Annotated in this window: 11 protein-coding genes; 9 read left to right on the forward strand and 2 right to left on the reverse strand. The window is 51.6% G+C overall.

What is annotated here, in order from left to right; genetic code table 11:
• The first annotated feature begins 70 nt into the window (after nt 1-70).
• From AC6R03_RS16315 to AC6R03_RS16340, 6 genes are all read left to right on the forward strand, one after another.
• Nucleotides 71-1,534, forward strand: a complete 1,464-nt coding sequence (locus tag AC6R03_RS16315) for a YfcC family protein (RefSeq protein WP_500630355.1) — start codon at nt 71-73, stop codon at nt 1,532-1,534.
• Nucleotides 1,535-2,249: 715 nt separating this feature from the next.
• Nucleotides 2,250-3,470, forward strand: a complete 1,221-nt coding sequence (gene arcA, locus AC6R03_RS16320; RefSeq protein WP_500630356.1) for an arginine deiminase — start codon at nt 2,250-2,252, stop codon at nt 3,468-3,470.
• Between the two features lie 102 nt (nt 3,471-3,572).
• A complete protein-coding gene (arcC, locus tag AC6R03_RS16325; protein WP_500627493.1) occupies nt 3,573-4,484 on the forward strand; it encodes a carbamate kinase in 912 nt (303 codons plus the stop codon).
• 87 nt (nt 4,485-4,571) lie between these two features.
• Nucleotides 4,572-5,582 carry an ornithine carbamoyltransferase gene (locus AC6R03_RS16330; protein WP_334554681.1) on the forward strand — a complete coding sequence of 337 codons (1,011 nt, stop codon included), beginning with the start codon at nt 4,572-4,574 and terminating at the stop codon, nt 5,580-5,582.
• Between the two features lie 248 nt (nt 5,583-5,830).
• Entirely contained in the window at nt 5,831-6,322 is a 492-nt protein-coding gene (locus AC6R03_RS16335; protein WP_334554683.1) for an arginine repressor, read from the forward strand.
• Nucleotides 6,323-6,534: 212 nt separating this feature from the next.
• Nucleotides 6,535-8,385, forward strand: coding sequence for a protein-disulfide reductase DsbD (locus tag AC6R03_RS16340; protein ID WP_500630357.1), 1,851 nt, complete (start codon nt 6,535-6,537; stop codon nt 8,383-8,385).
• A gap of 55 nt (nt 8,386-8,440) precedes the next feature.
• On the opposite strand, the gene AC6R03_RS16345 is transcribed toward AC6R03_RS16340, so the two are convergent.
• Nucleotides 8,441-8,749 (reverse strand): hypothetical protein, encoded by a 309-nt coding sequence (locus AC6R03_RS16345; protein ID WP_500627487.1) that lies wholly within the window; start codon nt 8,747-8,749, stop codon nt 8,441-8,443.
• A 319-nt stretch (nt 8,750-9,068) separates the two neighbouring features.
• On the opposite strand from AC6R03_RS16345, the gene AC6R03_RS16350 reads away from it, so the two are divergent.
• On the forward strand, nt 9,069-9,698 hold the full coding sequence (locus AC6R03_RS16350) for a response regulator transcription factor (protein ID WP_334554691.1): 630 nt from the start codon (nt 9,069-9,071) through the stop codon (nt 9,696-9,698).
• A gap of 23 nt (nt 9,699-9,721) precedes the next feature.
• Here the strand turns inward: AC6R03_RS16350 and AC6R03_RS16355 are convergent, their stop codons facing one another.
• Complete coding sequence (locus AC6R03_RS16355; protein ID WP_500630368.1) at nt 9,722-11,443, reverse strand: potassium/proton antiporter; 1,722 nt, start codon at nt 11,441-11,443, stop codon at nt 9,722-9,724.
• Nucleotides 11,444-11,827: 384 nt separating this feature from the next.
• On the opposite strand from AC6R03_RS16355, the gene AC6R03_RS16360 reads away from it, so the two are divergent.
• Both AC6R03_RS16360 and AC6R03_RS16365 read left to right on the forward strand, forming a co-directional pair.
• On the forward strand, nt 11,828-12,091 hold the full coding sequence (locus tag AC6R03_RS16360) for a DUF4212 domain-containing protein (protein ID WP_500627486.1): 264 nt from the start codon (nt 11,828-11,830) through the stop codon (nt 12,089-12,091).
• Nucleotides 12,092-12,103: 12 nt separating this feature from the next.
• Nucleotides 12,104-13,831: a sodium:solute symporter family protein gene (locus AC6R03_RS16365; protein WP_487902777.1), complete on the forward strand. Its 1,728-nt coding sequence runs from the start codon at nt 12,104-12,106 to the stop codon at nt 13,829-13,831.
• The last annotated feature ends 48 nt before the right edge of the window (nt 13,832-13,879 follow it).

The raw sequence follows: 13,879 nt of genomic DNA on the forward strand, positions 1-13,879 counted from the left end.
AATAATAACGCTATCTATTGTCACAGATTCACTTGTATTCACCCTTTGCAATACAAGTAAGGAGATCATCATGACCACTCAAACTGTCCCTAGAGAACATAAAAACAGCGAAGAGAAAAAACGCGGCTTTTTTGCCAACTTTAAATTCCCTTCCGCCTACACCATCTTATTTGTCTTAATTGCCCTTGTGGCCATTTTGACGTGGATTATCCCCGCTGGCCAATATGACCGCGCCATGAATGAAGACCTTGGCCGTGAAGTGCCTGTGACGGGCACCTATCAGCCTGTGGAAGGCAATCCACAAGGGGTGATTGATGTCTTGCTTGCGCCGATTGATGGCTTTTATGACCACAACAGCTACGAAGCGGCCGCGATTGATGTGTCGCTGTTTATCCTCGTCATCGGCGGTTTCTTGGGCCTAGTGACTAAAACCGGCGCGATTGATGCTGGGATAGAGCGCGTCACTCACCGCCTTGAAGGGCGCGAAGAGATGATGATCCCCATCTTGATGGCACTGTTTGCCGCAGGCGGCACCGTGTATGGGATGGCGGAAGAGTCCTTGCCTTTCTATACCTTACTTGTGCCTGTGATGATGGCCGCACGTTTTGACCCTGTGGTCGCCGCCGCGACCGTGTTGCTCGGCGCCGGGATTGGCTGTTTGGGTTCAACCATCAACCCGTTCGCCACTGTGATTGCCGCCAACGCCTCGGGCATTCCCTTCACCGATGGCATCATGCTACGCGCCATCATGTTGGTGATTGGCTGGGCAATCTGTGTCGCCTATGTGATGCGCTATGCACGCATGGTGCGCCAAGACCAATCCAAATCGATTGTGTTTGATAAGTATGAAGAGAACAAAGCGCACTTCTTGGGTAATCAATCCGAGCAAGGCCTTGAGTTCACCACCACACGCAAAGCGATTCTGACCATCTTTGGCCTCTCGTTCGCGGTCATGATTTACGGTGTCTCCATTGCCGGTTGGTGGATGGCAGAAATTTCAGCCATGTTCCTGGCCGCCACCATCATTGTGGGTATTGTGGCACGCATGAGTGAAGAGGAGTTCACCACCAGCTTTATTGATGGCGCCCGCGACCTACTTGGCGTTGCCCTCATCATCGGGATTGCGCGCGGTATTGTGGTGGTGATGGATCGCGGCATGATCACCGATACCATCTTGTACTCAGCGGAGCAGATGGTGACTGGGCTCTCCTCGGTCGTCTTTATTAACGTGATGTTCTTCCTAGAGATTTTGCTCTCGTTCTTGGTGCCGTCCACCTCTGGTCTTGCCGTACTCACCATGCCGATTATGGCGCCATTGGCCGACTTTGCCGGCGTCGGTCGTGATTTGGTTATCACCGCATACCAATCAGCATCAGGGCTGGTGAACCTCATCACGCCAACCTCAGCCGTGGTGATGGGTGGCCTTGCGATCGCCCGCGTGCCTTATGTGCGCTGGGTGAAATGGGTCGCGCCGCTGCTCGCTATCTTGACTCTGTTCTGTGTGTTGGCGTTAAGCCTAGGTGCGCTACTGTAACCGCTCACGCAAAGCCATTAAGCAGGATGACGAAACGCTTGTCCTGCTCTCTCCCTGCTTGCAAGACTCAATCAAGAAAAGCCACGTGTGTGGCTTTTTCTTTGTCTGCACTTTCTATATCTTCACTTTCTTTATCTACTCTTTCTTTATCCGTACGTTTCGATTTTTTATTCCATTGGGATAATCCTGTCTTATAGACTGGGTTACTTTTTCTTATCCAAAAATAAAACCCACGCTTTGGTGAATAAAAACAAAAACAAGCGTGATCGCCTAGACAAATTAACACATCCGTTTATTAACAAATGCCATAAAAAGCGAAACAAAGTCACTATGTAAATAAAAACAGCGCATAAAACCGCACGCTCATTCTATCCATTATAAATATCGACATGAATACAATTCCCTCTCTTTACCGTGATTGACTCTCACGGCACTATTTTTCTGTCATTCGGTGAATAAAAATCCTTACAGAGCGAAAAACAAACACCGTCACAGCTTGGTAACAACTGCATGGATATTGTTAAAACCCTTGTCTTATCAAGGGCTGCAAGAAAAAATGAAGTGTGACTGAGCGCAGAGAATCCTCCTCTCTAGGGCGTAATATGAATATCAGAACAACAAAGTGAATAATTAAATTCACTCTCAAATAATCCCTACACCCTTATTTAATTTGTCACAGATGCATTAAATAAATAATAAATAGAGAGATACGATTATGAGTAAGTTATACGTAGGTTCTGAAATCGGTCAATTACGTCGCGTGTTGGTTCACCGCCCGCGTCGTGCTCTCACCCACTTAACCCCCTCGAACTGCCACGAGCTACTGTTTGACGACGTCTTAGCGGTCGAACGTGCCGGTGATGAACACGATGTGTTTACCCAGACGCTGCGCGATCAAGGGGTGGAAGTGCTGCTATTGACCGACCTGCTGGCAGAGACGCTGGCAATACCAGAAGCCAAGGAGTGGCTACTCAATCGTCAGGTATCTGACTACCGCTTAGGCCGAACCTTTGCCAACGACGTGCGCTGCTATCTGGGCGACTTGCCCAATCTTGAATTGGCGAAAATTCTCACCGGCGGCCTCTCCTACACGGAAATGCCTATGCGCTCCTCCTCAATGATGCAAGCGCTGCATGCACCGACCGATTTTATTATCGAGCCGCTGCCCAATCACCTCTTTACCCGTGATACCTCCTGCTGGGTCTATGGTGGCGTCTCCATCAACCCGATGGCGAAACCGGCTCGCCAACGTGAAACCAACCACGTGCGCGCCATTTACCGCTGGCACCCAACCTTCGCTGGCCAAGACTTCATCAAATACTTTGGTGATGAAGAGGCGCTGTACGACAACTCAACCATTGAGGGCGGTGATGTATTGGTCATTGGCCGTGGCAGCGTCTTGATTGGTATGTCTGAACGCACCACACCGCAAGGGGTGGAGCACCTTGCTGCCGGCCTATTTAAACACGGCCAAGCCAAACAAGTGATTGCGATGGAGCTACCTAAACATCGCTCTTGCATGCATTTGGACACCGTGATGACCCACATGCGTGAAGACACCTTCTCCGTCTACCCAGAAGTGGTGCGCAAAGACGTCAAATGTTGGAGCTTGACGGGTGACGAGTCTGGCGCGGTGCGTGTCAAAGAGGAAGGCTACTTTGTCTCTGCGATTGAAAGAGCGCTCGGCGTTGGCCAACTCAACCTCATCACCACGGGCGGCGATAACTTCAACGCCGAGCGTGAGCAGTGGAACGACGCCAACAACGTGTTGACCGTCAAACCGGGCGTAGTGATTGGCTATGAGGGCAACACCTACACCAATGAAAAATACGACAAAGCCGGCATCACGGTGCTGCCCATCCCTGGGGATGAATTGGGACGAGGCCGCGGCGGCGCTCGCTGCATGAGCTGCCCGATTGAGCGCGATGGCATCTAAGCCCGCGGTCATCACAGCCTCCATCGCTATCAACCCATTCATCCTTATCATCGGATCAACAAGGAGCAAAAGCGGGCGCTTTTGCTCTATGGAGACAGAGCTATGAACAAACAAACCGTCGTTGTCGCCCTAGGGGGCAATGCGCTACTTCGCCGCGGTGAGCCGCTCGAAGCCGAGGTGCAGCGCCACAACATTGAAATCGCGGTCAACACCATCGCCAAAATCGCCGAGCATTACAACGTGGTGTTGGTGCATGGCAACGGCCCGCAAGTGGGGCTGCTTGCGCTGCAAGGCCTTGAGTACAAGAAAGTCGCGCCCTACCCACTCGATGTGCTGGGCAGTGAAACCCAAGGCATGATCGGCTACATGCTGATGCAAGAGTTTAAAAACCAGATGCCGAGCACCAACATCACTTGCATGTTGACGCAAATGACCGTCGACCCAAATGACCCGGCCTTCGCCAATCCAACCAAACCGATTGGACCGATTTACCAAGAAGCCGAAGCGCGCGAACTGGCCGAGCGCTATCACTGGACCGTCAAACCCGATGGCGCGCATTTTCGCCGCGTCGTACCGAGCCCTAAACCGACAGGCATCATTGAACACGAAGCCATTACCAAGTTGATCGCCGAAGGGCATTTGGTGATCTGTACCGGTGGCGGCGGCATTCCGGTCAAACGGGAAGGCGGCAAATTGATGGGCGTTGAAGCGGTGATCGACAAAGACATGTCCGCCGCCTATCTCGCCAAACAGCTCAATGCCGATGCGCTATTGATTTTGACTGACGCCGACGCCGTCTACCTCGATTGGGGCAAGCCCACTCAGCATCCTCTGCGTGCCACCACCCCTAGCGAGCTGGCGCACTATACGTTCGATGAAGGCTCGATGGGGCCAAAAATTGATGCCTCGTGCGAGTTCATTCGCCAAGGAGGCAAGGTGGTCGGCATCGGCGCCCTCGAAGATGGCCTAGCGATTTTGCAAGGCACCGCCGGCACTAATATCACCAAAGGCTAACAACAGACAACGAGGCTCGGCCCTTCTTCACGCCGAGCCTCAACAGACATTGCACGTCATAATCTCTTTTTAAGAAGGAAATTCACCATGGCTTTCAATTTACGTAACCGCAACTTCCTTAAACTGCTCGACTTTACCCCACGTGAGATTGACCATCTGCTCGCGCTCTCTGCTGAACTGAAAAAAGCCAAATACAACGGTTACGAGCAGCCGCGCCTCAAAGGCAAAAACATCGCGCTGATTTTCGAAAAAACCTCAACCCGCACTCGCTGCGCCTTTGAAGTGGCGGCGTTTGACCAAGGCGCGCAAGTCTCCTACTTGGGCCCCTCTGGCTCACAAATCGGTCATAAAGAGTCAATGAAAGACACCGCGCGCGTGCTGGGCCGCATGTATGACGGCATCGAATATCGCGGCTTTGGTCAAGAGATCGTCGAAGAGCTCGGCCGATACGCCGGTGTACCCGTCTGGAATGGCTTGACCGACGAGTTCCACCCCACCCAAATCCTCGCTGACTTCTTGACCATGATGGAACATGGCCGCGGCAAAGCGCTGCGCGACATCTCCTTTGCCTACCTTGGCGACGCACGCAACAACATGGGCAACTCCTTGATGGTGGGCGCGGCGAAAATGGGCATGGACATCCGCCTCGTTGCGCCAAAACAGTTCTGGCCAGAGGAGAGTTTGGTCGCCACCTGCCGAGACATCGCCCAGACCACAGGCGCTAAAATCACGCTCACCGACGATGTGCAAGAGGGCGTGCAAGGCTGTGACTTCCTCTACACTGACGTCTGGGTGTCCATGGGCGAAGCGAAAGAAGCGTGGGCTGAGCGCATCAATTTGATGCTACCGTATCAAGTCAACATGGCGATGATCAAAGCCACCGGTAACCCGCACGTGAAATTTATGCACTGCTTACCCGCCTTCCACGGCGAAGACACCACGGTCGGCAAACAGCTCGCGAGCGAATATCCCATGCTCAAAGACGGCTGTGAAGTGACGGATGAAGTGGTCGAGTCGGACTACTCGATTGTCTTCGACGAGGCGGAAAACCGCATGCACACCATCAAAGCGGTGATGGTGGCGACGCTCGGCGCGTAACCCTGCTTTGGATGAACTAAGAGACTCGCGGGGCTGACAACAGCCTCGCTTTATTAGAATAAATGACCAGAAAAACACTTTGTCATTAGTTTTTTATTTGGTGACAAGTGTCATATAGCCACACTTTTATTGGTGATAAACTCAGCGTGCGCGACGGCGCTTTTTCATTGAACAACCCACAAGGGTACATAGATGGAGCTGTGTACTCATTCCCATCAGGATGGCGATAATCATAATAAGGGGTCCTTATGAGTGACACTCTTCATCTCGCGGACGACCAATTTGCCGATGACAAAACCCTCACTTCAGCGTGCAAACGGCTACTGCAACAACAAAGCTTTTCCACTCAAAATGAGCTCAGAGAAGCCCTAGTGAACATTGGTTTCGAGGGCATCAGTCAATCGACCGTCTCTCGCTTGCTGTCACAACTTGGCGTCGTCAAAGTGCAAAACGCCTGCGGCAAAAAAGTCTACTGCATCACGGTCGAAACCGCGCCAGTGCGCGTCGAGTCCTCCATCTCTTCGCAAATCGAGTTCATTACCCACAACCAATCCATGGTGGTCGTCAAAACCCACCCCGGCAGCGCCCAACTGGTCGCCCGTCTCGTCGACATCGACCCACACACCGAAATCCTTGGCACCGTCGGCGGGAACGACACCGTACTCATCATCCCAAAAGACACACAAAAGATTGATGCGTGTGAGCGGATAGTGCGGATGAGATTAGGAGTGAGTTCATAGGGGATAGGTCCTAGAGGCTAGTGCCTAGTTCCTAGAGGGATGGAGGTACGTGATGGGTGACGGGTGATGGGTGATAGGTGATAGGTACGATCTTCTAGAAACTAGGAACTAGAAACTAGGCACTAAAAACTAGAAACTATTTGAAACTTATCCACCCGATCTCCTGTCTGATTGAGTTACACTGAATCCATCTTAGTTAACGTGACGGTCTTATGCGCTTCGCTTTCTCGCTTGTTGTACTGGTTCTCTCTCTGTTTTCGAGCTCGGTGTGGGCTCTGTTTGGCAATTCGCAATCTACGTTCAGTCCTGCCAATGAGGACAATCGCTTTGTCACTGTTGATGAGGCGTTTGCCTTCAATGCGGTGCAGCAAGGCGCGCGGGTCTATCTCGATTGGCAAATCAAGCCAGATTACTACCTCTATCAAGATAAGATTGCCATTAGCGGCGAGCACATCACGTTAGGCGACATCACACTGCGTCAAGGTGAGCCCTATCATGATGAGTTTTTCGGTGACGTGAACATCTACACCACGCCGCTGTTTGTCGAGGTGCCTTTGGCCGAGTATCAAGCCGGGGCTCGTTTGATGGTTCAATACCAAGGATGCGCGAAAGCCGGTTTCTGCTATCCGCCCGAAACTAAGGTCATTGACCTGACCTCGTTTGACTTTCAAGACGCCGATGTCGTCATCGCGCCCACCTCCACCAATTCAGAAAAGACGCCTATTACGACGGACACGGCGACAGACTCATCACGCTCACAACAGGCACAGCTTGCCGATCGCATCAGCGAGAGCGTTTGGACACCGCTGCTGTTTCTCGCACTGGGTATTGGCCTGGCCTTTACCCCATGTGTCTTGCCGATGTACCCGATTTTGACCAGCATTGTGCTCGGCGGCAGTCAGATCAATACGCGCCGCACATTGGGCCTTTCGTTTGTCTACGTGCAAGGCATGGCATTGACTTACACCTTGCTCGGTTTGGTGGTGGCGCAAGCCGGTTTGCAGTTCCAAGCAGCGATGCAGCACCCCGCGGTGTTGATAGGGCTGACTGTGTTATTCGTCGCGCTGGCCTTGTCGATGTTTGGGCTCTATACCCTGCAACTGCCAAGTCGCCTGCAAACTTGGCTCAATCAACTGAGCAATCAGCAGCAAGGTGGCAATCTGGTCGGTGTGTTTAGCATGGGGGCGATTTCTGGTTTAGTCTGCTCACCCTGCACCACGGCGCCGCTGTCGGGGGCGCTCTTGTATGTGGCGCAAAGCGGCGACTTGTTTACCGGAGGGATCACCCTCTACGCGTTGGCGCTCGGTATGGGCATTCCTCTGATTTTGGTCGCGGTATTTGGCAATCAGTTGTTGCCAAAAGCGGGAGAGTGGATGAATCGCGTCAAGACGCTATTTGGTTTTATCCTCCTCGCGGCGCCGATTTTCTTGCTTGAGCGTATCCTGCCCGATCTCTGGAGCAGTGCGCTGTGGTCGGGGCTCGGTATCGCGGCGTTTGGCTGGCTCTATCACAGTAAAAATGCACTGCCTTTTGGTGGCTGGAAGCAAAGTGTGGTGGGCATTGTTGCAGTGCTCGGTTTGTTCGCCAGCGCTCAGCCGCTGCTCAATCTTTGGTTTGATGGTCCAAGCGCCCACTCGCAAGCCGCGCCGAGCATTGAGTTTACCCGTATCAACAACGTCGCTGAGCTCAACTTGGCCCTCAGCCAAGCCCGAGAGCAAGGTAAACCTGTGATGCTCGATTTTTATGCCGACTGGTGCGTCGCGTGTAAGGAATTTGAGAAGTACACCTTCCACCAAGCCGATGTGGAAGCCAAGCTGAGTGAGTTTGTGTTGTTGCAAGCCGACGTCACCCGCAACCAAGTGCAAGACATCGAGCTACTCAAACAACTCGGCGTACTCGGTTTGCCGACCATTGATTTTTGGGATGCCAATGGTCAGCCGATGCCAAATGCTCGCATCACAGGATTTATGCCAGCCGAGACGTTTTTGGCGCATTTGAAGGCTCAGCCCTTTGACCAGTCTTCTAACTTACCATTAGGTGTTCATCGAGACAGGCTAAATTAGAAAGTAAAAAGGCTGACGTGATCGCCAGCCTTTTCAACGTAAATCTGCACTTCAATTATACAGTGAAAGAACACTGCTTAACTTTTAGTACTGGACGAGCCGTTGTCGCTGCTTGCGAGTATGCCTGAGCCATGACCGCTTTTGCTTCACTCGTACCCGAATCAACACCTACTGCTGAAAGCAAGCTTGCACCTGTGTCAACGTTATCCATCTGCTCACGGTACTCTGCAAACATTGCTTGAATATCATCGCAAGACATTGAATTAAAATCAGCATTTGCGATATCTGTATCTGAACCTCCAGTCATTTGACATCCAGACAAACCAACGACGGCCAACACTGCGAATAGACTTAATTTTTTCATTATCAGTTTCCTTTACTGCATCATTATTTGAAGTAGGTCAAAACCTAGAAGCGATTATGCAACAAACAGCTATTCACTTCTTAAATATGAGCAATATTTAAGATCAAATTGATGAATATGTGAACAAGGGCATACTGACAATCTAATTTATTGATATTAATGATATTTAACATCATATGCATCTAGTATAAATACTCAACAATAAGTGTTAAATGAAACAAAACCCGATACACTTCAGACTTTTAGCGGATAAAGATTGTCCACCGCGGCAAAGCTGACAATAATTCTATTAACTACATCATCATAAGTGTGCAACGTCATGGACTCGACCTACACCATCATCATCGCAGACGATCACCCGCTGTTTCGCAACGCGTTGTTCCAATCGGTACATATGGCGGTCAGTGGGGCTAATCTGCTCGAGGCCGACTCTCTCGATGCCTTGATGACGTTACTCGCCAAAGAAGATGAGCCCGACTTGCTGCTGCTCGATCTGAAAATGCCGGGCGCCAATGGCATGTCTGGCTTGATTCAACTGCGCGCCGAATACCCAGAGTTGCCGATTGTGGTGGTCTCAGCCAGTGAAGAGCCTTCGGTGGTCACGCAAGTGAAAAGCCACGGTGCGTTTGGTTTTATCCCTAAATCGAGTGACATGCGCGAGCTAGTGAAAGCCCTCAATCAAGTGTTGGCGGGCGATCCTTACTTCCCTGAAGGTTCGATTGTCGAGAATGCCGCTTGCAATGATCTAGCTGAGAAAATGGCGACCCTCACCCCGCAGCAGTACAAGGTACTGGGCATGCTCTCCGACGGCCTGCTCAACAAGCAGATCGCCTATGAGCTCAACGTCTCAGAAGCGACCATCAAAGCACACATGACCGCCATTTTCCGCAAGCTGGGCGTAAAAAATCGCACCCAAGCGGTGATACTGCTTAGCGAACTCAACGACTAGCACTACGGGTAGATAGGCCACCCCTACTCTGGCTCTTGCGAGTCCGGAAGGCACAGACCCAACTGCGTCACTTCGTAGTTCTCCACTTTGGAGATGACAAACCTCAGCCCCTGCCAATCAAAACTGTCGCCAAGCACCACTTGATGGGGCAGTTGCTCCGCCACCAACTGCTTTAGCGTGAACGTCGCGTACTCAACTGGCACATCAATGCCGTAGTGCTGACACACATCGCTAAGCGAAACCTCGGCGGCAAAAAAGAAGTCACCAAAGAAACGGGTTTGAGTTTCCGCCAAAGGCGCGGTGCTAAACAGTTGACTTAACGGCTCAAGGTTCTCTTCTCGGCCCAGCACGCATAAGGTATCACCCGCTTGCAGCACAGTACTGCCCGATGGGTGGAGCAAGGTTCGCTGACGAAACAGCGCCGCAATCCACGTTCCATCCGGCATCGCCAACTTACTCAATGGCTCACCAATACACCACTTCTCCGCTTCCAAGCGATAGACATAGAGCTCCCAATTGCTGGTTGGGAAAATCTCGATCCCTGCCCGCGCCACCGGCGCGGGCTGAGGTGGCAGTTCGACTTTGGCCAATTTTGCTGCCTTGGTTAAGCTCACGCCTTGCACGATCAGCGAGACCATAACGACGAAAAAGGCGATATTGAAATACATCTGCGCATTGGGCAGCCCTGCCATCAAAGGGAATACCGCCAAAATGATCGGCACAGCGCCACGCAATCCGACCCAACTTAGAAACCACTTCTCTCTGGGGCGAAACTTGCCAAACGGCAGCAAACTGAGCCACACCGCAATAGGACGAGCAAATACAATCATGCCGAACGCGAGCGCCAGTGCCGGCAGTGCGATGTCGAGCAAATCTTTCGGATTGACCAACAGACCAAGCACGACAAACATGATGATCTGGCTAAACCATGTCAGTCCATCCATGACATTCAAAATCGAGTGTTTTGAGCGCGTCGGCAAATTACCCAGCAGCAAACCAAACAGATAAATGGTGAGAATGCCGCTGCCGCCCAAGGTGTTCGACAATGCAAACAGCCCAACGCCAAGCCCTGAGACCAGAATCGGGTACATGCCTTCTGGTAATTGGATGCGATTGATGATTTGCAAAGACAACCAGCCGCCACCAAGCCCAAGGGCGATGCCGATACCAAACTGCATCACAAAACTCAGTGACACGAACCCAACGCTGAGCACCGCGGTTGGATCCGCCAGTACCGCAATCAAAGTAATGGTGAGAAACACCGCCATCGGATCGTTGGTGCCTGATTCAATCTCCAACGTCGCGCCCACCCGTTCATTGATGCTGCGCCCTTTAAGGAGTGAAAAGACCGCCGCGGCATCAGTGGAACCGACTATCGCGCCAAGCAGCAAGCCTTGTAGCAAAGTGAGATTGAAGAGCCAGGTGGCGAGCAAACCGGTGAGAAACGTGGTGCAAAATACGCCAAAGGTGGCCAAAGAAAATGCCGGCCAGAACGCCAAACGAAAGCTGCTGATACGAGTGCGTAGCCCACCATCGAGCAAAATGATCGCCAGCGCTAAGTTACTGACCAAATAGGTCGTGGAGTAGCTGTCAAACTTGATGCCTCCCGGGCCGTCTTGACCGGCCAGCATACCGACGCAGAGAAACAAAACGAGAATGGGTACACCGAGGCGCGAGGAGAGCTGGCTGAATAATACACTGATAACGAGAAGAAGCGTCCCAGTAAGAAACAGTCCATTGATCATATCTACCGTCAAGCTTTACCCCCTTAATTACAATTGGAGTCAATGAGTTATTCTACCCATAGTTTTCTCTTGGCAGTAGCGGGAAATGGTCAACCTATGCAAATTGTCGGTCAACATATCAACACTAATTGAGCGGTTCCCTTCTCAAGACATTAGACCTTTGGCTAACTTAACAAGTTATTAACATCACAAATTTATCAGTAAACCTCGCTAAGCGCCCATTTTAGGGCCCTTTTTATCCTTATCGCCCCGACTAAAGTTGAAAGGTTTTTCGCCCATTGCCTTGCTAATGTACATGGTGAAACATTTTTTTAACAAGCACTAACCTCACTAGCAGGTTAACCGAACACCCCATTTAACTAGCGAAATCGTAAGGAGGCGGCAATGGCATTCGAAAGTCAGGAAAGAGCCAAAGCCTACTGGGATAAAAACGTAAAACTGATGATCACCTTAATGGTCATCTGGTTTGTCGTATCTTTTGGCTGCGGCATATTATTTGTCGACGTACTGAATGAAATTCAAATCGGTGGATACAAACTCGGCTTCTGGTTTGCCCAGCAAGGCTCCATCTATACGTTTCTTGGCATTATTTTCTACTACGCGTGGAAGATGCGCCAACTGGACCGTGAATTCGGCGTGGATGAGTAAGGAGTCACTCAGATGGATTTGAAAACAATCACGTACCTTGTTGTGGGTGCCACTTTCATTCTCTATATCGGGATTGCGATTTGGGCACGCGCTGGGTCAACCAAAGAGTTTTATGTCGCAGGCGGCGGGGTTAACCCGATTGCCAATGGTATGGCGACGGCAGCGGACTGGATGTCAGCAGCGTCGTTTATCTCAATGGCGGGTCTGATTGCCTTTATGGGCTACGGCGGCTCCGTCTTCCTAATGGGTTGGACTGGCGGCTACGTGCTCCTCGCGCTGCTGCTCGCCCCTTATCTACGTAAATTCGGTAAGTTCACAGTACCTGAGTTTGTCGGTGAGCGTTTCTACTCCAACACCGCGCGCGTGGTGGCGGTTGTCTGTCTTATTATCGCATCGGTGACCTATGTTATCGGTCAGATGAAAGGCGTGGGCGTGGCGTTTGGTCGCTTCTTGGAAGTGGACTACTCGACTGGCCTGTTGATCGGTATGTGTATCGTGTTTGTCTACGCGGTTATGGGCGGCATGAAAGGCATCACCTACACGCAGATTGCTCAGTATTGCGTCCTCATTCTTGCTTACACTATCCCTGCAATCTTTATCTCTCTGCAACTGACCGGGCACCCTCTGCCACAAATTGGCCTAGGTAGTACCCTTTCCGGGACGGATGTCTATCTGCTCGACCGGCTAGACCAAGTGGTGACCGAACTCGGCTTTACCGAGTACACCACCCAAGTGCGGGGCGATACGCTCAACATGTTCGTCTACACCATGTCACTGATGATTGGTACGGCAGGTCTTCCGCACGTTATCATCCGTTTCTTCACGGTGCCAAAAGTGCGTGATGCGCGTACCTCTGCCGGTTGGGCATTGGTGTTCATCGCGATTCTTTACACCACAGCGCCAGCCGTATCGGCGATGGCTCGCTTGAACCTGATGGACACGGTGAACCCAGCGCCAGGCCAACATCTGGCTTATGATGAGCGTCCTGACTGGTTTAAGAACTGGGAAAAAACCGGCCTACTTGGCTTTGATGACAAAAATAACGATGGTTTGATTCAATACACATCGAGCGCTGCCACTAACGAACTGAAGGTGGACAACGACATCATGGTATTGGCTAACCCTGAGATTGCGAAACTGCCTAACTGGGTGATTGCATTAGTCGCCGCCGGTGGCCTAGCGGCAGCACTGTCGACCGCCGCGGGCTTGCTATTGGCGATCTCCTCCGCCATCTCCCATGACTTGATCAAAGGGGTCATCAACCCGAACATCTCCGAGAAGAAAGAGCTGATGGCGAGCCGGATATCCATGGCCGTCGCCATTGCAGTGGCGGGCTATCTTGGTCTCAATCCTCCCGGCTTTGCCGCAGGTACGGTAGCCTTGGCCTTTGGTCTTGCCGCCTCGTCGATCTTCCCAGCATTGATGATGGGTATCTTCAGCAAAAACATCAACAAAGAGGGCGCGATTGCAGGCATGATCGCCGGTATCACCATCACGCTGTTCTACGTATTCCAGCACAAGGGTATCTTGTTTATCTCTGACTGGACTTACCTAGAGAGCTGGGGCAGCAACTGGTTCCTAGGCATTGAGCCTAACGCCTTTGGTGCCATCGGTGCTGTCGTCAACTTCATCGTCGCGTTCGCGGTATCAAAAGTGACCGCAGAAACGCCACAAGAAGTGAAAGATTTGGTCGAGCACGTGCGTGTTCCAGCCGGTGCTGGCGAAGCGGTTGACCATTAATCCTTAACCTCTACCACAAAAGCCCCGTTTGGGGCTTTTTTATTCTTC

This window comes from Vibrio sp. R10-SG-ISO4, from assembly GCF_059834135.1.